We start from the raw sequence: 22,513 nt of genomic DNA on the forward strand, positions 1-22,513 counted from the left end.
AAGCCTCTTAACGAGGCTTTTATTATTTTTGTACAGTAAATTCTTTGGACAGCTGGTGGGCGAGATATTTGAACATATTAAATACCGCCGTTGTTTTCGCCGTAGGCAAACCTTTGTCGTCCAAAAAGTAGTTGCCTTTGAATACCAGAACACCTTCTTTCTCTTCCACGCTCTCGGCCCGCATGCCCTCTATATAGCTTTCGTGCTCCTGAATCAGTTGGTTGGCGATCAGCAACAGATCAAATTCACTGATGGCTTTTTTCTCATTCATTGTACTTCTCCTCAGGTTGGAACTGGCTCCAGTTTAGAGCTGTGACACGTAAATACCATGATCAAAAGCAGCTAAAGTCGCATTCTCGTTGTTAAGCAATTTGTGATTTGTTCCATATTTCACTCGTTTGCGGTCGCACGGGACGCACAGTCACTTTAGTATGTGCGGGTTTTAGAACAGAGAATACGCTTTCGTCGAATTGTCGAGCAAATAAATGGTTTTTTAAAAAAACAAGTTGATCTTCTCTTTGTTCGGCTCGATAGTAAAAAAAGAAGCAATATTTTAGAACGTCAATGCGATCGACTGTTCGCATAGTGATTAAGGACATTTGAATCAAATTATGGGTAAATCACTCGTTATAGTGGAGTCGCCAGCCAAGGCCAAAACAATCAATAAATATCTTGGCAAAGACTTTATTGTGAAGTCTAGTGTCGGTCATGTCCGCGATCTGCCTACTGCTGGTCAGAGCAGTACTACACCAACCAAGAAAGCGGCCGCTACGTCGACTAAAAATTTGAGCGCAGAAGAGAAAGCGCGCTTAAAGAAAGAGAAAGACCAAGCCGCACTGATCAAGAAAATGGGTGTCGACCCTTATCATGGCTGGGAAGCGAATTATCAAATCCTACCGGGTAAAGAGAAGGTTGTTGCCGAACTACAGAAATTAGCGAAAGACGCAGACAGCGTTTATCTCGCAACCGATTTGGACCGCGAGGGAGAGGCTATCGCTTGGCACCTTCGTGAGATCATCGGTGGCGATGAAGAGCGATATAAACGTGTTGTGTTTAACGAAATTACCAAAAACGCTATCCAACAGGCTTTCCAGCATCCTGGTGAGCTGAATATGGATGGTGTGAACGCTCAGCAGGCGCGTCGTTTTATGGACCGCGTTGTGGGCTTCATGGTGTCTCCGCTGCTGTGGAAAAAAGTAGCACGTGGCCTTTCGGCAGGGCGTGTTCAGTCTGTGGCCGTGAAATTGCTGGTTGAGCGCGAGCGCGAAATCAAAGCGTTTGTGCCAGAAGAGTTCTGGGACATCCACGCAGACACCAAAACGCCGGGTAAAGACGATTTCCGCCTGCTGGTGGCACAAAAAGATGGCGTCGCATTCAAACCTTCCAACGAAACGGAAGCGAATGCGGCGATGTCGGTGCTGCAAAAAGCGGCTTATGAAGTGTGCAAACGCGAAGACAAGCCAACCAGCAGCAAACCATCGGCACCATTTATTACTTCTACACTGCAACAAGCGGCGAGTACCCGCCTTGGTTACGGCGTGAAAAAGACTATGATGCTCGCGCAACGTTTGTATGAAGCGGGTTACATCACCTATATGCGTACCGACTCAACCAACCTGAGTTCGGAAGCGGTTGATGCGGTTCGTCAGTACATCACCAGCGAATTTGGCGAAGCTTATCTGCCAGGTAAACCAAACGTGTACGGTAGCAAAGAAGGGGCTCAGGAAGCGCACGAAGCGATCCGTCCTTCAGATGTCGCGATTAAGGCTGATGATCTGGAAGGTATGGAAGCGGATGCCCACAAACTGTACGCTCTGATTTGGAACCAGTTTGTTGCCTGTCAGATGACACCAGCTCAATACGATTCAACCACAGTGAGCGTGAAAGCTGCAGAATACACGCTGAAAGCGAAAGGCCGTATTCTGAAGTTTGATGGCTGGACGCGAGTTCAACGCCCTCTGGGTAAAAATGAAGATCAGATTCTTCCAGCCGTTAAAGTTGGCGAGACGCTGTCACTCGAAAAACTCGATCCAAAACAACACTTCACCAAGCCGCCAGCTCGTTTTACTGAAGCGGCACTGGTTAAAGAGTTGGAGAAGCGTGGTATTGGGCGCCCTTCGACTTACGCGTCGATCATCTCGACCATTCAAGACCGTGGCTACGTGAAAGTGGATCAGCGCCGTTTCTATGCTGAAAAAATGGGCGAGATCGTAACCGACCGTCTTGATGACAGCTTTGAAGATCTGATGAACTACGATTTTACCGCACGCATGGAGCAGAAACTGGACCAGATTGCGGAAGGTGAAACCAGCTGGAAAGGTGTACTGGATAACTTCTTTGAAGATTTCAGTCAGAACCTGGAGCAGGCAGAACAAGATGAAGAGCACGGTGGTATGAAACCAAACCACATCGTGATGACCAACATTCTGTGTCCGACTTGTTCACGACCAATGGGCATTCGTACTGCGTCAACGGGTGTTTTCCTGGGCTGTTCCGGTTACGCTTTGCCGCCAAAAGAGCGTTGTAAAACTACTATCAACCTGGGTGATGAAGAAGGCATCATCAACGTTCTGGAAGAGGATGTTGAAACAGCGGCTCTGCGTGCTAAGAAGCGTTGTCCTATCTGTGAGACCGCGATGGATGCGTACCTGATTGACGATAAGCGTAAGCTACACGTGTGTGGTAACAACCCTAACTGTGACGGCTATATCGTTGAACAAGGCGAATTCAAAGTGAAAGGCTATGATGGCCCGGTTGTCGAGTGTGACAAGTGTGGTTCAGACATGGTGCTGAAAAACGGTCGCTTTGGTAAATACATGGACTGTACCAGTGAATCTTGTAAGAACACGCGTAAGATCCTGAAAAACGGTGAAGTTGCACCTCCTAAAGAAGATCCGGTCCACTTCCCTGAACTGCCATGTGAAAACTCGGATGCGTACTTTGTTCTGCGTGATGGTGCATCAGGTCTGTTCTTCGCGGCCAGCAATTTTCCTAAATCGCGCGAGACTCGTGCGCCACTCGTGGAAGAGCTAGCCAAGTACCGTGATCGCCTGCCAGAGAAGTATCAATATCTGGCCGAAGCCCCATCTCAGGACCCAGATGGCCTGAAGGCGGTGGTTCGTTTTAGCCGTAAGAGTAAAGAGCATTACGTGCGTACCGAAACGGATGGCAAACCATCAGGCTGGACCGCGCTTTACAACGATGGTAAGTGGGATATCACTGACAAGCGCAAAAACGCGAAATAGATAATTCAATTGTTAAAGGCAGCCTCAGGGCTGCCTTTTTTATATCCCAAAAACTTTGATCTAGTTCTCCGTATCAAAAAATCACAACTTTTAAGTGATATTTTTCATTTTAATTTTTTGAGAAAGTGCCAGCAGCTGTCTGTATGAATCATCAATTAGCATGAATGGCTGGGTATGAAACTAAGGATGCGCATTTGTTCGATGAACATGCTGCTTGCACTGTTAGTGAGTGCGGCGGGTGTTTGGGCTGCGCATTATATTCTTAAGCAGGTTGAAGCCGATATTCTGGCGCAAACTGCGACTCTGCTTGCTCGCTATGACAGCCAAAAGGAACTGGCTCCAGTTCTCGAACAAGTACGTTCCGTGCGTCAGTTGTCTCAGGAACCTGCATTGATGATGTGGGCAAAGGACAGCGCGAATCAGGCACTCCAGCAGCATGTTTCTCAACTGTTGACTCGGTATCGCTCCACAATGACGGAAACTCGTCTGCATCTGGTACTCGACGCCAGCATGGTGACCTCTACTACCTTCCCATTGGTGCAAAACGTCTCTTTTCACCACGCCTCACTTGCGCCGCTGGAAGCTCAGGATCGCCCGTATCTGCTTGCCGGACAGAATGAACCTGCATCCGCTCATTTGATAACAAATATCGAGTCTGATACCACGTTGCTTCGTGTGCGAAGCGTGATACAAGCAGGCAAGCAGCCCGTGGGATTTGTTGAAACGCAAACTAATCTGGCTACGTTAACAGGCATGAGCCCTGAGAAAAACGTCAACGGAGTAACCACGTTGTGGGTGGATAATCAAAATTCGATTCGCCACAACCAAGAGCGTACTCAAATAAGTAATCGGTTCAATAACTTCCAGAGAGTGTTGTTGGCGACTGGCATGAACCGCGAGTCGATAGCGCAGATGAGGCAGGTGATGGAGAAGCAACGCGATGGCCAGGAGCCTTCATCGCTGTTGCTGCATTACCAACAACCTGCTGCGTTAGTGGCTCTTAATTACATTGCCGATTTGGACTGGCATCAAATCAACGTTATAAACTCGAGCCAATTTCCGGCGTTGCAGCGGCTTTATCCGTTCTATTGGCTCTTTATTGGCGTCGTCTGGAGCTTTTGCTTCCTGGTCTGTCTTAGCAACGAGCGTTTGGTTAATCGCCCGCTTGCCGAGCTAAATAGCGCTATGCAGCGATTCTGGCAACGTCGGTCGTCACAAGCGCTTCACTTCGTTGATAAACCCAATACGGAAATAGGCCAATTGATGACGTCAGCTGAGCAGTACTCCCAAGCGATACTCGAGGCGGGCAGACAAGTGGAATATCAGGTTGCAGAGCGTACTTCGGTATTGGATCAGCTTTCTACTTCTGATCCGTTGACTTTGCTGCTCAATAAGCGAGGGATGGAAGCGGAGCTGCGCGCTGAATCAGCCCGGGCTCGTCGAGAGCAGGGCGCGTTTGGCTTAGTGTGGGTTGATGTTAGTCATTACCAGACGTTACAGGCATCGTTAGGCAGCAAAGGCGTTGAGGAAGTGTTACGCCACGTCGCGCATTCCATCCAACTCAGCATTCGCGAATATGACGCCGCATGTCGTTGGGGAGAAAACGAATTCCTTATTCTGGTTCGTAACGATAGTGAACAGAGCCTGCGCGCGCTGGCTGAGCGATTATCTCAGCAGTGTGAGCAACCACTTCAACTGACTGGTCAGAACCAAGTGCTGTTAATTTCCCTTTCAATCGGCGCCACTTTAGTGGCAGAAGATACTGATATTAAAGAAGCGCTGGCGCGGGCGGACGGCGCACTCTACTTTGCTAAGCAAGACCCAAAGCAGAATATTCACATCTGGCAAGCGTGTGATACGGATGTCGCATAAATTTTCTCACTCTGCCTCCTTCTGTCACATTTCGTTACTACAATGCTGATGGAATTTTCGTCACTTTAAGCCAAAAGGGTGAAGGAATTGTTAGGTTTTATGTATTAAGAAGCCCCTAATCTGTGAGCGGGATTAGGAGTTAGCAACGTAACAGGCATTTCTATTAGAGAATACTTATTCTGAAATTGTATTCCCTGTGTGTTTGGATAAAGTAATAACCAACTGATTGCATTTTGAGTATGACATTGTGCTTGCTGCTAGCAGTTGCGGTCAGTGAGAAAGGAACGTGTCGCCATCCCCCCATCCCTCAATGTGGCGAACGGATATATGACAATAATGGAGAATAACAATGACTGGTGTATTAGGAATGATCTTGGCTGGCGGTGAAGGTTCTAGGCTGATGCCGTTGACGGAGTCCAGAACCAAACCTGCGGTCCCGTTTGGTGGTAGCTATCGGTTGATAGACTTTGCACTGAACAACTTTGTGAATGCTGATTTGATGCGCATTTACGTATTAACCCAATTTAAATCCCAGTCGCTCTATCTTCATATGAAGAAAGGGTGGAATGTCTCCAGTATCCGTGACCGTTTTATCGACTGTATTCCAGCGCAGATGCGTGATGGTAAGCGTTGGTATGAAGGCACTGCGGATGCCATCTATCAAAACCTGAGATTTGTCGAAATTTCAGAAGCAGATCAAGTCTGTATCTTTGGTTCTGACCATATTTACAAAATGGATATTCGCCAGATGCTGGATTATCACCGTCGCAAGGAAGCACGCCTGACGGTATCCGCGTTGCGTATGCCCTTGTCGCAAGCATCTCAATTCGGCGTGATCGAAGTGGACGATGAAGGTCGTATGGTCGGTTTTGAAGAAAAGCCGAAAAATCCTAAAGCGATTCCGGGCGATCCTGAGTGGGCGCTGGTGTCGATGGGCAACTACATTTTCGAAACGGAAACGCTGTGTGAAGAATTGCGTGAGGATGCCGCTTTAGAAAACTCCAGCCACGACTTTGGTAAAGACATCATTCCGAAGATGTTCCCGCAAGGTGGCGTGTATGTGTATGACTTCTCAACCAATAAAATCAAAGGCGAGAAGGAGTCTACCTATTGGCGCGATGTCGGTACGATCGAGTCTTACTGGGCTGCCCACATGGACTTGCTGGAAAAAGAGCCGCCATTCTCGTTGTACAACCGCAGTTGGCCTTTGCACACTTACTATCCGCCATTGCCGCCAGCAACATTTATTGATGTCGGCGATAAAAAAGTGACGATAACCGACAGCTTGGTTTCCGGTGGTAGCTACATTCAAGGTGCTAAAATTTATAAATCAATTCTGGGATTTCGCAGCAATATTGCTGCTGGCTCTTTGATAAGCGAATCTGTTATCTTGGGTGATGTGAAAATTGGTGCAGGATGCACAATAAAGCGCGCAATTATCGACAAAAATGTTGAAATCGCTCCGGGTACGATTATTGGCGAAGATTTAGAACTAGATAGACAACGCTTCCATGTATCCGACGAGGGAATTGTTGTCATAGCAAAAGGAACAAAAGTTGGATTCTAACATTGATCATCTTAATGTTTGGTTTGTCGTTTCAGAAGCTGAAGGACTGGTTAAAAGTGGTGGCTTGGCGGATGTAGCCAAGGCACTGCCAAAAGCTCTGGTAGAACTTGGTCATCAGGTAGCGCTTGTGCTGCCTGGTTATCGCTCCATCGCAGATAAAAATTCTGCTCCTGTGATTCTGGAAACGGAACTGACTCACTGGCCTCATATTCGTTACCAGGTTCGTCAGCGCGAACTGGATGGAGTGCCTGTCTATCTCATCGACTGCGACCCGTATTTTGACCGTCCTGAGCTGTATGCGGAAAGCAATCAGGCTTATCCCGATAATGGCGAACGTTTTGGTTTCTTTTCCGCCGCCTGTCTGGATGTGTTACCAAAACTCAATATCAAACCCGATATTATTCACGCCAACGATTGGCACACGGGATTGGTGCCATTTTTGCTCAAAACCCGCTACCGTGAAGACCACTACTTTGACGGTGTAAAGAGCGTTATTACGATTCATAACGCGATGTTTAAAGGCATATTCTCCTACCATCAACTGGAAGTGATTCCGGAACTGAATCTGTCTGGTATGGAGTTTTTGCAATACGGGCATGACCACATCAGCATGCTTCGTGCGGGGATTGCTTTCGCCGACAAAATTAATGCGGTCAGCCCGAACTATGCATCGGAGCTGTTAACGCCACTGGGTTCTCACGGTTTGGTGGATGATTTTGTCCGACGCGCCAGAGATCTGCATGGCATTATTAACGGTTGTGACTATACCGAGTGGAACCCGAAAACAGACAGTTACCTACCCAAAACATACAGTGATGAAGCGGTTTCGCTAAAACAGGGCAAGGCGGCGAGTAAAGCGCTGCTGCAGGAAGAATTGCAACTGCCGAAACGCGACATTCCTCTGTTTGGCATGGTGTGCCGCCTGACTCACCAGAAAGGCTTCCACTACATTTTACCTATCTTGGAACATTTCCTACGCAACGACGTGCAACTGGTCATTGTAGGAACAGGTGAACCCGAAGTTGCCGCGAAACTGCATAAGATTGCTGCAGCGCACTCGGACAAATTTGCCTTTGTTGAGGCCTATAGCAATCGCTTTGCGCACTTAGTTGAAGCAGGCTCCGATTTTTTCCTGATGCCATCCGAGTTCGAAGCATGTGGTCTGAACCAAATCTACAGCATGGCCTATGGCACCTTGCCGATTGTGCGTGAAGTCGGTGGGTTAAAAGATACGGTGCTGGATTACGATAAGTACCCGAACGAAGCCACTGGTTTTGGCTTCCAGGAACCGTCTCCAGAAGCGCTGCTTATCACCATGCAACGTGCGTTGCTGTTTTATCTGCAACACCCGGATGAAATGCTAAAAGTGCAGCAGAGAGCGATGCAGAGAGATTTCAGTTGGCGAGAATCGGCGCTGGATTACATCAAAATGTACCGACTGGCGATATTTGATTGATTCGATACAACGGGGCGCATAAGCGCTCCGTTTTTTTAGCGACGTAAACGATCCACCAAACAGATTTTTACAACTAGAGTGCTATTCGCGTCTGGCTTTGTGGTAGTCTTTGCCACGTTATCAACTCCTAGCTCAGTGGTATTCATGTCTGACAGTCTGCTGTTTCACAAAACCTTCGTACATCCTACCAGTCAGGAGTGGGTGGTCTTTGTGCATGGTGCAGGTGGCAGTTCGTCGATTTGGTTCAAACAAATCAAAGCCTATAAACAGCATTTCAACTTATTACTTATTGACCTGCGCGGGCACGGTAAATCCGGTGAGCTGATTAAAGGCTTGATGTCCAAACGTTATACGTTTCAGTCGGTTACTCAGGATGTGTTGCGGGTTCTCGATCACCTGAAAATTCACTCGGCTCATTTTGTGGGTATGTCGCTGGGTACCATTATTGTGCGGAATGTGGCTGAGATATCTGCCGGGCGCGTACGCTCGATGGTGCTTGGTGGAGCGATTACTCGGCTTAACATCCGCTCACAGGTATTAGTGAAACTTGGCCATTTCAGTCAGCACTTTATCCCTTACATGTGGCTGTATCGCCTATTTGCCTATATTGTGATGCCACAACGCAGTCAGAAAGAGTCCCGCCATCTTTTTATCCATGAAGCGCGTAAATTGTGCCAGAAAGAATTCAAACGCTGGTATACCCTGACAGCGGAAGTGAATCCGTTGATGCGTTACTTCAAGGAGCGTGAGCTGGCAATCCCGACGCTGTATCTGATGGGCGAGCGGGACTACATGTTTATCCAACCGGTCAAAGAAATGGTCGCTGCTCACCAGCAGAGTGAACTGCATGAAATTCCTGATTGTGGCCACGTCTGCAACGTAGAGCAGCCCGATGTCTTTAATCAGGTGTCTATTGAGTTTATTCAGCAGCAGATTCGCTCTTAATCTGCCAAGTCATCGGCTTTTCCGCAATTCCAGCATACGGCAAACTGACGTTCATTAAGCTCACCACAATGTGCACACTGCCATGGTGTTGAACGGGAACTGCTGGACGGGCTTTGATAATCTTCAATGATAGCTTGCGCCCGCTCATGCTGAGTCACGTCATACAACCAGATGTAAGGCGCAGTTTCATCATTCATCGGCAACTCACCGCGCAGACCAAACAAACCTTCTCCACGCACCTCACAGGCAATATTGGCTTGTTTTAGCAGTTCGCACAGCAAGTGTGCTTCCGTCGGATTGGCGGCTATGAATATTTTCATCGTTGTACCGTGTTGGCAGAGCGTCTGACCAGCCGGTTCATCACCCATTTCATGAGCAGTGGAAACACCCCAAGTAAGGCGAATGACAGCAACACCGATGGCGAGACAATGCCGGATAATGAATCAATTTGTGCCAGTTGTGTGCCGGCGTTTAGATACACCGCAGTGCCAGGCAGCATACCCAACTGGCTGACCCAATAGTAGCGGGCAACGTTAATGGGACTTAGGCCCATCAAGAGGTTTATCAGAAAGAACGGGAATACAGGGATCAGCCGTAATGACAGCAAATAAAACGCGCCATCACGCTCAACGCCTTGGTTGATTGCGTTCAATTTGTCACCAAATCGTTGTTGAACCCAGTCTCGAAGCAGATAACGGCTGCTCAGAAAGGCTAGTGTTGCACCGATGGTACTGGCGAAAGAGACAAGCAAAAGACTGAGCCAAAAGCCGAACAATGCTGCTCCAAGCAATGTGACAACGGCTGCGCCGGGTATCGAGAACGCCGTAATCAAGACGTAGCTGACAAAGTAAATCAGGGCAGCAGCAAGCAAATGTTCGGCGATATAGTCCGACAACAGCGCTTGCTGAGCTTTGGCATTGTCCAGAGTGAGGTATTGACTGAACGTGAGCCCTAATCCAATGATCACGGCCAGCAAAATTAAGCCTAGAACTAACTTCTTACTCATCGATGTTTCTCGTTATACGGTTATCTAAGGTATACGTAACCAGACAGGGAAAAGCGATATTTTCTTTCACCCAAAGAAAAAAGCATCCGTGAACGGATGCTTTTAATGAAGTTGCTCTCAAAAAGGTTTACGACAAACGCTGTAACAACTCGTCGCGACGCGTTTGAGGGATAACTGACCAGTGCTTGCCCTCAATGGCGCCTTCAAGTGCCCACAGAAGCTCCAAGCCGACATCTGAAGAATGTGATTGTCTAACGGCTTTGTAAGCTTCTACGGCACCTTTCTCCTGCAGATCTTCCACCGTTTCGATGCCGGCTTTTTTCAGCATTCGTTCGGTTGCAAGGCGCAGGTTAGGGAGATCTTTAAGACGATCCGGCTTCGCTTGGGCTTGAGTCTCACGCTCATCTTTGGCCACTGCTAATGCCGCTTTCGCGTCTTCCAGAATTTTTGCGGTGTCTAACCAACAGTCTTCCGGCAAAGCGAAATACTTGGTTACAACGGGAAATCCGCGCTTTTTATAAACATAAGGCTCGTAGCCTTGTTGTTTGAACTTGGCTGTTGAAGCATCGTCGGCGCGAATGTGAAGTCTGTCGTTAACCACCAATGCGAACATTGTGTCATCAACAAAAATCCCAAAGCCACCAAACATTGAACGAGATTTAACGCGTCCAAATTGCTCAAAGAGCCGCATTGAATCTTTTAGTATTGGTTTATCCATGCTGTAAGTCTCGGTGTATTAATTAATACGCCACCAAAGTCAGGTCCGAGAAAATAGCAAAAGAATGCAGAGAGTATGTCAGTTAGGAGTCAACTTCTTAGTGTATGCATTTTTGCCATCGGTAACCCCGCTACCTACCCGAATTGGGTTTAGGCCGGAGGCTTTGCGTCCCACCTTTTCAGATGGTTTGCCCTGTGCGTGACATTTCCTTCAAAAAAAGGATAATCAAAAATTTGGATAAACATCACATTTACCTTGTGCAAATGTGATGTTATTCAAATATATATGTCCAACCATTGCAACTTGATTCATTGATTTTGAATCTAAATAGACAATTCAGACATGTTGATTTTCTGCAAAGTTATTGTTTTGTCAAGTCTTTTACTGTGTCGCGCTCTACAATCTCCGGATGCATCTCGAAGATACGGCGATCGTGCTCTTTATCTTTGATTCGTTCGAGTAATATTTCGAATGCGTTTTTACCCACACGACGTTTAGGTTGGTGGATAGTGGTTAGCGGTGGAGAGAAATACTCTGCCAGCTCAATGTTGTCATAACCGATAACCGACATATCTTCCGGAACACGAATCCCACGTTGTTGCAGGCGGCTCATTAAGCCAAGCGCCATTGTATCGTTAAAACAGAATACAGCGGTTGGACGTTTGTCCATGGCGATGATTTTATCTGCGGCCAGTACGGCGGTGTCACACTCGAAGTTACCTTCCAGAATCCAGTCTTCGCGGACAGGCAGGTTTGCTTCTGCCATCGCACGGCGGAAACCAGCAATACGTTCCTGACAGGCGGCTTTAACGAAATGGCCACTCAGGCAAGCGATATCAGTATGACCGCGGTCAGTCAGGTATTTAGTAGCCAGATAACCCCCTTCTTCGGAGTTATCGATGATCTTATCAGCCTGAGAGGTCTCTGGACCCCAATCCATGATCACCTTAGGAATGTCAGAATGGCTTTCCAACATTTCCAGCAGTTCTTCGGTCAGGTCAGAACACATAACCAAAATACCGTCTACGCGCTTTTCCGCCAGCATGCGGATGTAGTCGCGTTGCTTTTCGTAAATACCACCGGTGTTACACAGGATCAGCGTGTAACCCTGACGGTAACAGTAGCTTTCCACACCATCGATCACTTCGGAGAAGAAGAGGTTGGTGGACTGAGTGACCAACATACCAATTGTTCGTGTGGTGTTGCACTTTAGGCTTCGAGCTACAGCGCTCGGTGCATAGTTCAGCTCTTTAACAGCATCCATCACTTTTTCTTGTGTGGCTTCTGCAACAAATCGAGTTTTATTAATTACGTGAGATACGGTTGTTGTTGAAACGCCAGCCAGGCGTGCAACGTCTTTAATCGTAGCCATAGGTTTGTCCTGTCGATGACTGCTGAGCGCAACAAAATGCGTCGTGCTATCAGATTCAGCAGCGGTTAGGCTTGTACTGCAAGTGAAGCCTAAAAGTAGTAAAAACACAAAAACCGCTCGAAAACAGCGGTTTGCATCTTAAATTCATATTTTATCGTTTGCGGGCAATATAGTAGTCCGCAACGCGTGAACTCGCAACGAAATTCATCGGATGAGATCAAATGATCGTCACAAAGTTCGCGCGATATTCTTCAATTTGTGAGCATGATAGCGAACTATTCGTCAGTCAAATAAGCCTGATCAAGTTGCAGGAAGGCGACCAGAAGCTCGCTGACTGCGGCGTAAAAACCAAATTGATCAAGCGACTGGCAACGGGTCGCGAAAGTTGGTACCCAACTCAAGAGATGAGATTGGATAAATTCGGCCTGTTCAGAAAAGGCTTGTTCCATATGTGACTGTTTTTCCAGTTCGTTGGACCGAATAATCATATGTCCCAAGAAATCCAACTCGACAGCCAAATGATCAGCTGGTTCGTTCAGTGAGTCGTGAATCGCAACGCCGTGCTGTTTCATCAAGTCAGCCATTTCTTGTGCCGGAGTATCGTTCAACAGGCCTGTTTTACCAAGGTAAACGGAGGCGTAGGGCAGGGCTGAATCCTTGTCTGACTTTAAAAACAGGTCGCAAAAGTCGGCCGCCAATTCAAGGCGGGCATCGTCACGGTCGAGCAAGCGGTTCAGTGCTTCCACCAGATGCGTCACCGCCGCTTTCAGTCCGGCGTTTTCACTCAAGCCAGTCAGAAAGGCACGAATTTCGGGTGAATGATATTGCTCGATCTCTTTATCACTGAGCTCTTTACTGAACAAACTCGACAACCACCAATAAATTTCGGCGCGCTTTTCGTTAAATGCTTTTACTTCTTGCATGGTTAGACTCCGGATACTTTCTCCCTATAAGTCTAAACAATAAACATGAATAGCAATAACGCAAACCATGAAAAAATATGAACAAATACGTCAGCAAATTAATAGCTTGCTCAGAGATTGCTTTGAATCAATAAACCCTGAGGTTTTTGGATTGGAGACTAGAATTATGACTGTTTATGAATAGAATTACGGAGTATTTCGAATGAGCATAAAGTGGTGTCAATGAGCTATCACATACTAGTTGTTGAAGACGACATCGTTACCCGCAGTAAGCTGGCTGGTTACTTTCAGAAAGAGGGTTATCAGGTAACAGAGGCTGAAAATGGGGTAGAGATGCGTCAGGCGCTCAGTGAACATGACATTGACCTGGTGATGCTGGACATCAACTTGCCAGGTGAAGATGGTTTGTTACTGACGCGAGAACTTCGCGGGCAATCAGATATTGGAATCATTCTGGTTACTGGACGCACGGATAGCATCGACAGAATTATTGGCCTCGAAATGGGTGCTGACGATTATGTCACCAAACCGCTTGAACTACGTGAGCTGTTGGTTCGCGTGAAAAATTTATTGTGGCGTATTTCCACTGCTTGCCACTGCAATCACGAACTCGAGCCGGACGACGACAAGCTCGTGCGTTTTGGCGAATGGACGTTTGATATCCAGCGCCGTTCATTAACTCGTAATGGCGAACCTGTGCGTTTAACGAAGGCGGAGTATGAGCTGTTGGTTGCTTTGTCGGCGTACCCTAATCAGGTGCTCAGCCGCGAGCGTATTCTCAATATGATCAGTCATCGGGTCGATGCGCCGAATGATCGCACCATCGATGTGTTGATTCGTCGTATGCGTGCCAAGATGGAGTTTGATCCAAAGAACCCGCAGATCTTTGTGACTGTGCATGGTGAAGGTTACATGTTTGCAGGTGATTAAGCGTTGACGCAGAAAGAAAAAGACCCGCTTCAGCGGGTCTTTTTTTGTTTCTTCCCATGCAGTGTTTACTGCAACGTAGTTTCGGCGTTATTGATTGGCGCGGTCTGTTCATGGCCGGCTACCCAGTCACGCAGTGACTGCCAAATCAAGCCCATACTTTCGTACCAGTAACGTTCTGTCTGCTCCAAATACAGCGCTTTGGGGGTGTATTTATCCCAAGGCTGACTGATATTGGTTTGAGCCAGAAAGTTGGTCGGGGCTGGAATAGGCTGTAAGCCCGCAGAGTGGAACTCATTTAACGCGCGTTGCATGTGACTGGCTGACGTCACCAGCACCAGTTTACGTTGCTGCACGAATGCCGCGGCCTGACGTGCTTCTTCCCAGGTATCTTTTGCTGTTTCCAGCAAAATGATATCGGATTTCGCAACGCCCAGCGCCAGCGCGACTCGAGCCAGCATGCGGGCATGACTGAACTCACTACCACCTGCGTAACCTGACAGGATCAGTTTCGAACCCGGATACAAACGCATAATGCGGATACCCTCGGTCAGACGCATTAATGCCGCGCGACTCAGTTCCGATGTCGGTGGAATTTGGTCGTCGACGACATGCCCGTTACCCAGCACCATCACGTAATCAATCGTGCCGTCAACCGGCAGGAAGGCTGTATACTGACGCTCTAAAGGCATCAAGAGACGACTGGACACAGGCTGGAATGAAATTAAGAAAATGCCAAACAGAGAAAATAAAACAACAAGACATCCGGTTTTGCGTTTGGCGGTGAACATGATCAGCATCAGGCCCACAAATCCAATAATCAACAACGCCGGAAGTGGCATCAGTAAAGAGGAAACAATTTTTTTCAGCTCAAACATAAACAAATAGTCCGAAAAAACAGCACTTGACAATAAAAAGGGCTAAAGCCTCTTTATTCCTGCCATTCCTATGACAGAATAGCAGCACGATTGATTATCATAACTCAAGCCACTGTGACAGAAGATCGCAATTTCGACGATATTGCCCACAAATTTGCAAAAAATATATACGGTTCTGACAAAGGCGAAATCCGCCAAGTCATTGTTTGGGAAGATTTACTGCAATTGCTATCGCATTTTGGCGAAGCAAGCAAGCCTTTGCACGTTTTAGATGCAGGCGGCGGTCTGGCCCAAATGTCACAAAAACTGGCCAAGCTAGGGCACCGTGTCACCCTGTGTGATCTGTCTTCTGAAATGTTGCAGCTGGCAGAAAAGGATATTGCAAATCACGGTCTGCTTGAGCAGTATCGCTTGGTTCATTCACCGGTCCAGTCCATTCAGGACCACCTGTCAGACCCGGTGGATATTGTCATGTTCCACGCCGTAATGGAATGGTTGGCGGATCCGAGATCCGCGCTGGATAACTTGCTGGCGCAAGTTCGCCCGGGCGGTATGGTGTCGGTGATGTTCTATAACTATCACGGTCTGGTTTATAAGAATGCGGTTTGCGGTAACATTCCTCACGTTCTGGAAGGCATGCCTCACCGTAAACGTTTTAAACTTCAACCGCAGAAAGGCTTAATTCCGACGGATGTTTATCAATGGATAGAAGACGCCGGGTTTGAAATTTGTGGTAAGTCAGGTATTCGTTGTTTCAGTGATTACATTGGTAACATGAAAAATATGGGCGAATACCAATATGAAGATGTACTGGCTTTAGAACAAAAATTCTGTCGCCAAGAGCCGTACCTCTCATTAGGCCGATACATTCACGTATGGGCCAAGAAGAAACAATAACAGGAATAACAATGAGTGAGTTAACTCAGAACGCTGCAGAGCAGCCAATCGATGAATTGGTCAGCTGGGTCAAGCAGCATGATTTCTCATTGAACCTGACGACTGAGCGACTCGCGTTTCTTATCGCTATCGCGGTGCTGAGCAACGAACGGTTCGACGAAGAGCTAGGTGAAGGAGAGTTGCACGATGCATTTATCATCGTGACTCGAATGTTTGAAGACACGGGTGAAGCGTCTGCATTCCGTGCTAATAACGCGATTAACGAACTGGTGAAGCAACGCTTGATTAGCCGCTTCACCAGCGAAGTCACGGACGGTGCTAGTATTTACCGATTATCGCCACTGGCAGTCGGCATTACCGACTACTACGTGCGCCACCGTGAGTTTTCCAAGCTTAAACTTTCTATTCAGCTATCCATGGTGGCGGATGAAATGGCCAAAGCCGTGGAATCTGCTCAGCAGGGCGGAACCCCAGGCCACTGGAAAAAGAACGTTTATGGCGTGCTGAAATACTCTGTGAGCGAAATTTTTGACCGCATCGACCTCAACCAACGTGTGATGGACGAACAGCAACAGTCGGTGAAGCAGCAAATTGCAGAGCTGCTGAACAAAGACTGGCGCGATGCGATCAACAACTGTGAAGCTCTGCTTTCTGAGACCTCTTCGACGCTGCGTGAACTGCAGGATACCTTGCAGGCAGCGGGTGATGAGTTGCAGACTCAAATTCTCGATATTCAGGAAATTGTGTACGGTGATGCGGAACTGGAATTCATTGAAGAGACGCTGTTTGCGTTGCAGATGAAGCTTGACCGCATTACCAGTTGGGGCCAACAGGCTATTGACCTGTGGATTGGCTACGACCGTCACGTACACAAATTCATTCGTACCGCCATCGATATGGACCAGAACCGCGCTTTCAGCCAGCGTCTGCGTCAATCGGTGAACGATTACTTCGACCAACCCTGGTATCTGACGTACGCCGATGCAGAACGTCTGAGCGATTTGCGTGATGAAGCATTGGTGCTGCGTGATGATGAAGTTACCGGTCATGTTCCGGCCGAAGTCGAGTACGAGGAATTTAAACAGGTCAATGATGAGTTGGCAGAGCGCATCGGTAACATGCTGAAAGTGCATAAAGACCAAGGTCAACCGATAGACCTTGGCAGCGTGCTGCGTGATTACCTCGCGACCCATCCGCGAACTCATCATTTCGATTTAGCCCGAATCGTTGTCGACCAGGCCGTGCGTCTGGGTTACTCAGACTCGGATTACCGAGCCATTCAGCCAGACTGGCAAGCGATTAACGATTTTGGCGCAAAGGTACAAGCAAATGTCATCGACCGATATTAATGAATACATGCCAGAGAATCTGGCCAAAGCGATTGTAAACCCGCTTTTCCCGGCGCTCGATAGCCTGCTGCGCGCAGGTCGTCATATCTCGAGCGACGACATGGACAACCATGCATTTTTGTCTGATTTTGAGCCAGAACTGGCTCTGTTTTATCAGCGTTACAACACGGAACTGGTGCGTGCACCGGAAGGTTTCTTCTATCTGCGTCCGCGCTCGACGTCCCTCATAAACCGCAGTGTACTGTCGGAACTCGACATGCTGGTGGGCAAAGTGCTGTGTTTCCTTTACCTGAGCCCGGAACGTCTGGCGCATGAAGGTATTTTTACTAATCAGGAACTGTACGACGAGCTGCTGACCCTGTCGGACGAGAAAAAACTGATGAAGCTGGTGACGAACCGTGCCAATGGTTCAGACCTCGACAAAGAGAAGCTGTTTGAAAAAGTGCGGACTTCGCTGCGCCGTCTGCGCCGCCTTGGCATGATCATCAACATTGGTGAAACCGCAAAATTCCGCATTACTGAAGCGGTTTTCCGTTTTGGTGCCGATGTGCGTGTGGGTGACGATATGCGTGAAGCGCAACTGCGTTTGATCCGCGATGGTGAAGCCGTGGTGCATACTCAGGAGCCAAGTCAGCAAAGCCTGCTCGACAACGATGAAGACACAGAACAACACGATTATGACGAGCAAACAGAGCTGGAAGGTGAAGCATGAGCATGATTGAAAGAGGTAAATATCAATCGCTGACCATGATCAATTGGAACGGCTTCTTTGCGCGTACTTTTGATATCGATAATTTGGTGACTACGCTTTCTGGTGGTAACGGCGCTGGTAAATCGACCACGATGGCTGCGTTTATTACCGCGCTGATCCCGGACCAAACGTTACTGCATTTCCGTAACACGACGGAAGCGGGCAGCTCGCAGGCATCACGCGATAAAGGCCTGTACGGTAAGCTACAGCCGGGCGCATGTTATGCCGCGCTGGATGTGGTCAACTCGCGTAAGCAGCGTTTGCTGTTTGTGGTGAAGCTGCAGCAAGTGGCTGGCCGTGACAAAAAAGTCGACATCAAACCGTTTGTGATTCAGGGCTTGCCAAGCCACATCAAACCAACCGATGTGTTGATTGAAAGCGTCTCGGATAAACATGCGCGCGTACGTCAAATCAACGAAGTTAAAGATTCTGTGGCAGCCATCGAAGGGGCGCACTTTAAAGCGTTTCCGTCCATCGTGGATTACCACAACCAAATGTTTGAATTCGGTGTCATTCCGAAGAAACTGCGCAACAGCAGCGACCGCTCAAAATTCTACCGCCTGATCGAAGCGTCGTTGTACGGCGGTATCTCTAGTGCCATCACCCGTTCATTGCGTGACTACCTGCTGCCACAAAATGGCGGCGTGAAGAAAGCGTTCCAGGATATGGAATCGGCGCTGCGTGAAAACCGCATGACGCTGGAAGCGATCAAAACCACTCAGGCTGACCGTGATCTGTTCAAACATTTGATCACCGAATCGACCAACTACGTGGCGGCGGACTACATGCGTCACGCCAACGATCGTCGCAATAAAATGGGTCAAACGCTGGCGCTGCGCAGTGAGCTGTTCAGCGCGCGTGAAACCTTGATTGAGCAAAACAGCTTACTGAACCGTGTTCACGAAGAGCTGGAAATGCTGGTTGAGACAGAAGCGGCGCTGGAGCAGGATTACCAAGGCGCGTCTGACCACCTGCAACTGGTGCAGAATGCACTGCGTCAGCAGGAGAAGATTGAACGCTACCAAGATGATTTGGAAGAGCTGAGTGTTCGTCTCGAAGAGCAGATGATGGTCGTCGAAGAAGCGCAAGAGCGCGTGATAATGACTGAAGAGCAGGCGACGATAGCGGAAGAAGAAGTCGACAGCCTGAAAACGCAGTTGGCCGATTATCAGCAAGCACTCGACGTGCAGCAAACTCGCGCACTGCAATACCAACAGGCTCTGAACGCGCTTACAAAAGCGCAGCAACTGTTGGGCGATGACACCATCAGCGCTGACAGTGCGCAAGCTTTGGTCGCGCAGCTTAAAGATCAGCAGGACGAACGCACTTCTGAACTGCTGGCACTGAAACACAAACTGGACATGTCCTCCGCGGCTGCCGAGCAGTTCGATAACGCGTTTGCGTTGGTGAAAAGTGTGCTGGGTGATGTTGAGCGCAGCGATGCCGCCAACAAAGCACAGCAACTGATTCGTCAGGCGCGCGATGCAGAGCAAATTACGCAAAACGAACACCAATGGTACGCGCAGCAGCGCGATCTGGAACGTCGCATCGAGCAGCAACGCAACGTGCGCCAGCTGGCTGACAGCTACCAGAAACAGCATCAGGTTACGCTGGCAGATGACATCACGCTGGAGCAAGAGCGTGAGCGCCACGAAGCGTTGATTGAAAGTCTGGAAATGAGCCAGGAAGAGCTGCGTGAAAAACGCAGTCAGCAACGCCGTAGTGAGCAGGATTATCAGGCGGAAATCGCGCGTCTGGAAGCCATTGCGCCCGCGTGGATCAAAGCCAACGACGCACTGGAAGTGCTGCGTGAGCAAAGTGGCGCAGAGCTGGCCGACAGCCAGTCCGTGATGTCGCAAATGCAGCAGGTGCTGGAAGAAGAGAAAGCGCAGTCAATCGCCAAAGATAAGCTGGCTGAACGCCGAGCAAAATTGGAAGGTGAGATTGAGCGTCTGGCTTCTCCGGGTGGTTCAAACGACCCGCGTCTGAAAGGTCTGGCGGATACACTGGGCGGCGTTTTGCTGTCGGAAATCTACGATGACATTACCATCGACGATGCGCCTTACTTCAGTGCGATGTACGGTCCGGCACGTCATGCGATTGTGGTATCGGATCTGTCTGGCATCAAAGAGAAGTTGGTTGAACTGGACGACTGTCCGGAAGACTTGTACCTGATCGAAGGCGACATCGACGCGTTCGATGACAGCTCCATCAATGCCGAAGAGTTGGAAGGGGCGGTGTGCGTTCAGCTTAATGATCGCCAGATGCGCTATTCGCGTTTTCCGAAAATCCCACTGTTTGGCCGCGCAGCGCGTGAACAGCGTCTGGAACTGCTGCGCAATGAACGCGAAGAAGTGGTTGAAGAGCACGCGAAAGCGGCATTCGATTCACAAAAACTGCAACGCTTGTACAGCAACTTTAACCAGTTTGTGGCGCAGCATCTGCAAGTCGCGTTTGACGCCGATCCAGAACAAGCACTGCAACAAGTCCGCGATAAACGCAACCAGCTCAGCCGCACGCTGGCCGAACTGGACGGTCAGGAGCAGCAACAGCGCAGCCAACTGCAACTGAGTAAGCAGGCGATTTCTTCGCTGGATAAGATCGCGCCAAACATGCTGCTGCTTGAAGACGATTCGCTTCAGGCTCGCTTTGACGAGATTGAAGCCAAGATTGCACAACTGTCAGAAGCCAAATCGTTCTTGGCAGCGCACGGTAAAGCGATTGAACAGCTGGAAAAAATTGCGTCCGCATTGGAAGCCGATCCAGAGCAGTTTGATGCGCTGGAAGCGCAATACCAGCAAGCGGATATCGCGCTGCAGCAACTTAAGAAACAGATCTTTGCCTTGTCGGATCTGGTTGAGCGTCGTCACCACTTCGCGTATTCCGATTCTGTCGATCTGTTGAGCCAGAGCAGTGAACTGAGCGAACAGCTCAAAGCGAAGCTGGTGCAGGCAGAAAACCTGCGTAACCGCAGCCGTGAAGAGCTCAAACAAGCTCAGGCGCAGATGAACCAGTACAATCAGGTATTGGCATCGTTGAAGAGTTCTCACCAAGCGAAACTGGAAACGGTTCAAGAGTTCAAACAAGAGCTGCAAGATTTTGGTGTTCATGCGGACGAAGGCGCGCTGGAGCGTGCTCAACGTCGCCGTGATGAATTGCAAGAGCGTTTGCATGCGTCTCGCGGTCGTAAGAGCGAATACGAGCGCACCATCACTTCGACAGAGCTGGAAATGAAAGCGCTGGCGAAGCGCATGAAGAAAGTCGAGAAAGACTATAAAGATCTGCGCACGTTTGTCGTCAATGCGAAAGCGGGTTGGTGCTCGGTACTGCGTCTGGCGCGTGAAAACGATGTCGAACGTCGCCTGCACAAACGTGAACTGGCGTATTTGTCGGCCGATGAACTGCGTTCCATGTCGGACAAATCCTTGGGTGCGCTGCGTCTTGCAGTGGCAAACAACGAAGATCTGCGTGATTCGCTGCGCCAGTCTGAAGATAACTCGCGCCCAGAGCGCAAAGTACTGTTCTATATCGCAGTGTATCAGCACCTGCGTGAACGTATCCGCCAAGACATCATTCGTACCGACGATCCGGTTGAAGCGATTGAAGAGATGGAAGTGGAACTGGCGCGTCTGACGGAAGAGCTGACACAACGTGAAAACCGCTTGGCGATCAGTTCTGATTCAGTGGCGAGCATCATTCGTAAAACCATTCAGCGCGAGCAGAACCGCATTCGCATGTTGAACCAAGGCTTGTCGAACATCGCTTTTGGTCAGGTGAAAGGCGTGCGCTTGAATGTCAAAGTGCGTGAAAGCCATGAGATTCTGCTGGCTAGCCTGTCTGAGCATCAAGCTCAGCATAAAGACTTGTTCGAAACTGCGCGCTACACCTTCTCAGAAGCGATGGCAAAACTGTTCCAACGCGTGAACCCACACATCGACATGGGGCAGCGTTCGCCGCAAGTACTCGGTGAAGAGCTGCTGGATTACCGCAACTACCTGGAACTGAGTGTGGAAGTGAACCGTGGCTCAGACGGTTGGCTGCAAGCGGAATCAGGCGCACTGTCGACAGGTGAAGCGATCGGTACGGGTCAGTCGATTCTGCTGATGGTGGTGCAGAGCTGGGAAGAAGAATCCCGCCGTCTGCGTAGTAAAGACATCATGCCATGTCGTCTGTTGTTCCTCGATGAAGCTGCGCGTCTGGATGCCAAATCCATCGCCACGTTGTTCGAGCTGTGTGAACGTCTGGATATGCAGCTTTTGATTGCGGCACCAGAGAACATCAGCCCGGAAAAAGGCACCACTTACAAACTGGTGCGTAAAGTGTTCAAAGATCACGAGCACGTACACGTCGTGGGTCTGCGTGGCTTTGGTCAGACTGATAAGCCTAAAACGGATGAGCAATTATTGGCTGAAGAGCTAAGCTAACATTCGAACCGGTTGACCCTGAACCTGTGATAAAGCGCCTTCCTTGTGAAGGCGTTTTTTTATGCCTGCCATCGGTCAACGACAGATGCCGGTTTCGTCATGTGCTGAGAATTGACTCGCAATCAATGTCACGGTGTTTGCTCTTCAAGCGTTTGAGATTTCAAATGCAGCGATTGAATTGAG

The 22,513-nt window shown here is 48.9% G+C and carries 17 protein-coding genes and 1 riboswitch; of the genes, 10 read left to right on the forward strand and 7 right to left on the reverse strand.

What is annotated here, in order from left to right; all coding sequences use genetic code 11:
• Positions 1–22: 22 nt before the first annotated feature.
• Entirely contained in the window at positions 23–271 is a 249-nt protein-coding gene (locus DYA43_RS05710) for a YciN family protein (RefSeq protein WP_020330225.1), read from the reverse strand.
• A gap of 340 nt (positions 272–611) precedes the next feature.
• On the opposite strand from DYA43_RS05710, the gene topA reads away from it, so the two are divergent.
• The 5 genes from topA (at position 612) to DYA43_RS05735 (ending at position 9,085) form a co-directional block, all read left to right on the forward strand.
• Positions 612–3,245 carry a type I DNA topoisomerase gene (gene topA, locus DYA43_RS05715; protein ID WP_020330226.1) on the forward strand — a complete coding sequence of 878 codons (2,634 nt, stop codon included), beginning with the start codon at positions 612–614 and terminating at the stop codon, positions 3,243–3,245.
• A gap of 174 nt (positions 3,246–3,419) precedes the next feature.
• Positions 3,420–5,117 (forward strand): GGDEF domain-containing protein, encoded by a 1,698-nt coding sequence (locus DYA43_RS05720; RefSeq protein ID WP_081094761.1) that lies wholly within the window; start codon positions 3,420–3,422, stop codon positions 5,115–5,117.
• 349 nt (positions 5,118–5,466) lie between these two features.
• Positions 5,467–6,684 (forward strand): glucose-1-phosphate adenylyltransferase, encoded by a 1,218-nt coding sequence (gene glgC, locus DYA43_RS05725; RefSeq protein ID WP_020428715.1) that lies wholly within the window; start codon positions 5,467–5,469, stop codon positions 6,682–6,684.
• 1 nt (position 6,685) lies between these two features.
• A complete protein-coding gene (glgA, locus tag DYA43_RS05730; RefSeq protein WP_024374258.1) occupies positions 6,686–8,140 on the forward strand; it encodes a glycogen synthase GlgA in 1,455 nt (484 codons plus the stop codon).
• A 144-nt stretch (positions 8,141–8,284) separates the two neighbouring features.
• Positions 8,285–9,085, forward strand: coding sequence for an alpha/beta fold hydrolase (locus tag DYA43_RS05735; RefSeq protein ID WP_020428713.1), 801 nt, complete (start codon positions 8,285–8,287; stop codon positions 9,083–9,085).
• Here the strand turns inward: DYA43_RS05735 and DYA43_RS05740 are convergent.
• The 5 genes from DYA43_RS05740 to torD form a co-directional block, all read right to left on the reverse strand.
• A complete protein-coding gene (locus tag DYA43_RS05740; RefSeq protein ID WP_020330231.1) occupies positions 9,082–9,405 on the reverse strand; it encodes a putative signal transducing protein in 324 nt (107 codons plus the stop codon). The genes DYA43_RS05735 and DYA43_RS05740 overlap by 4 nt on opposite strands.
• The gene (locus DYA43_RS05745) at positions 9,402–10,091 is read right to left on the reverse strand and encodes a TVP38/TMEM64 family protein (protein WP_020330232.1); all 690 of its coding nucleotides are present in this window, start codon (positions 10,089–10,091) and stop codon (positions 9,402–9,404) included. The genes DYA43_RS05740 and DYA43_RS05745 overlap by 4 nt, the downstream gene beginning before the upstream one ends.
• A 127-nt stretch (positions 10,092–10,218) precedes the next feature.
• Positions 10,219–10,809: a TfoX/Sxy family DNA transformation protein gene (locus DYA43_RS05750; protein WP_020330233.1), complete on the reverse strand. Its 591-nt coding sequence runs from the start codon at positions 10,807–10,809 to the stop codon at positions 10,219–10,221.
• A 117-nt stretch (positions 10,810–10,926) separates the two neighbouring features.
• Positions 10,927–11,011, reverse strand: a riboswitch (cyclic di-GMP riboswitch).
• Positions 11,012–11,170: 159 nt separating this feature from the next.
• Positions 11,171–12,181, reverse strand: coding sequence for an HTH-type transcriptional repressor PurR (purR, locus tag DYA43_RS05755; protein WP_020330234.1), 1,011 nt, complete (start codon positions 12,179–12,181; stop codon positions 11,171–11,173).
• A gap of 275 nt (positions 12,182–12,456) precedes the next feature.
• Entirely contained in the window at positions 12,457–13,104 is a 648-nt protein-coding gene (gene torD, locus DYA43_RS05760; protein WP_020428710.1) for a molecular chaperone TorD, read from the reverse strand.
• Positions 13,105–13,326: 222 nt separating this feature from the next.
• On the opposite strand from torD, the gene torR reads away from it, so the two are divergent.
• Positions 13,327–14,034, forward strand: a complete 708-nt coding sequence (gene torR, locus DYA43_RS05765; RefSeq protein WP_020330237.1) for a two-component system response regulator TorR — start codon at positions 13,327–13,329, stop codon at positions 14,032–14,034.
• 65 nt (positions 14,035–14,099) lie between these two features.
• Here torR and elyC read toward each other — a convergent pair whose 3' ends face one another.
• Positions 14,100–14,909: an envelope biogenesis factor ElyC gene (gene elyC, locus DYA43_RS05770; RefSeq protein ID WP_024374256.1), complete on the reverse strand. Its 810-nt coding sequence runs from the start codon at positions 14,907–14,909 to the stop codon at positions 14,100–14,102.
• Between the two features lie 114 nt (positions 14,910–15,023).
• On the opposite strand from elyC, the gene cmoM reads away from it, so the two are divergent.
• Genes cmoM through mukB form a run of 4 tightly spaced genes read left to right on the forward strand, consistent with a single transcriptional unit; the run spans position 15,024 to position 22,330 of the window.
• A complete protein-coding gene (cmoM, locus tag DYA43_RS05775) occupies positions 15,024–15,806 on the forward strand; it encodes a tRNA uridine 5-oxyacetic acid(34) methyltransferase CmoM (RefSeq protein WP_061057204.1) in 783 nt (260 codons plus the stop codon).
• Positions 15,807–15,817: 11 nt separating this feature from the next.
• Positions 15,818–17,155 carry a chromosome partition protein MukF gene (gene mukF, locus DYA43_RS05780; RefSeq protein WP_020330240.1) on the forward strand — a complete coding sequence of 446 codons (1,338 nt, stop codon included), beginning with the start codon at positions 15,818–15,820 and terminating at the stop codon, positions 17,153–17,155.
• Entirely contained in the window at positions 17,136–17,867 is a 732-nt protein-coding gene (gene mukE, locus DYA43_RS05785; protein ID WP_020330241.1) for a chromosome partition protein MukE, read from the forward strand. The genes mukF and mukE overlap by 20 nt, the downstream gene beginning before the upstream one ends.
• 2 nt (positions 17,868–17,869) lie before the next feature.
• Positions 17,870–22,330 (forward strand): chromosome partition protein MukB, encoded by a 4,461-nt coding sequence (gene mukB / locus DYA43_RS05790; RefSeq protein ID WP_061057205.1) that lies wholly within the window; start codon positions 17,870–17,872, stop codon positions 22,328–22,330.
• Positions 22,331–22,513: the final 183 nt, after the last annotated feature.

It is taken from the genome of Vibrio fluvialis, assembly GCF_900460245.1.
In the GTDB taxonomy this organism is placed as follows: Bacteria; Pseudomonadota; Gammaproteobacteria; order Enterobacterales; family Vibrionaceae; genus Vibrio; species Vibrio fluvialis.

Bases quoted from the DNA above. Each gene is read 5' to 3' on its own strand.
- DYA43_RS05710 (WP_020330225.1), bottom strand. From the start codon at position 271: ATGAATGAGAAAAAAGCCATCAGTGAATTTGATCTGTTGCTGATCGCC.
- topA (WP_020330226.1), top strand. From the start codon at position 612: ATGGGTAAATCACTCGTTATAGTGGAGTCGCCAGCCAAGGCCAAAACA.
- DYA43_RS05720 (WP_081094761.1), top strand. From the start codon at position 3,420: ATGAAACTAAGGATGCGCATTTGTTCGATGAACATGCTGCTTGCACTG.
- glgC (WP_020428715.1), top strand. From the start codon at position 5,467: ATGACTGGTGTATTAGGAATGATCTTGGCTGGCGGTGAAGGTTCTAGG.
- DYA43_RS05735 (WP_020428713.1), top strand. From the start codon at position 8,285: ATGTCTGACAGTCTGCTGTTTCACAAAACCTTCGTACATCCTACCAGT.
- DYA43_RS05740 (WP_020330231.1), bottom strand. From the start codon at position 9,405: ATGAAAATATTCATAGCCGCCAATCCGACGGAAGCACACTTGCTGTGC.
- DYA43_RS05745 (WP_020330232.1), bottom strand. From the start codon at position 10,091: ATGAGTAAGAAGTTAGTTCTAGGCTTAATTTTGCTGGCCGTGATCATT.
- DYA43_RS05750 (WP_020330233.1), bottom strand. From the start codon at position 10,809: ATGGATAAACCAATACTAAAAGATTCAATGCGGCTCTTTGAGCAATTT.
- purR (WP_020330234.1), bottom strand. From the start codon at position 12,181: ATGGCTACGATTAAAGACGTTGCACGCCTGGCTGGCGTTTCAACAACA.
- torD (WP_020428710.1), bottom strand. From the start codon at position 13,104: ATGCAAGAAGTAAAAGCATTTAACGAAAAGCGCGCCGAAATTTATTGG.
- torR (WP_020330237.1), top strand. From the start codon at position 13,327: ATGAGCTATCACATACTAGTTGTTGAAGACGACATCGTTACCCGCAGT.
- elyC (WP_024374256.1), bottom strand. From the start codon at position 14,909: ATGTTTGAGCTGAAAAAAATTGTTTCCTCTTTACTGATGCCACTTCCG.
- mukF (WP_020330240.1), top strand. From the start codon at position 15,818: ATGAGTGAGTTAACTCAGAACGCTGCAGAGCAGCCAATCGATGAATTG.
- mukE (WP_020330241.1), top strand. From the start codon at position 17,136: ATGTCATCGACCGATATTAATGAATACATGCCAGAGAATCTGGCCAAA.
- mukB (WP_061057205.1), top strand. From the start codon at position 17,870: ATGATTGAAAGAGGTAAATATCAATCGCTGACCATGATCAATTGGAAC.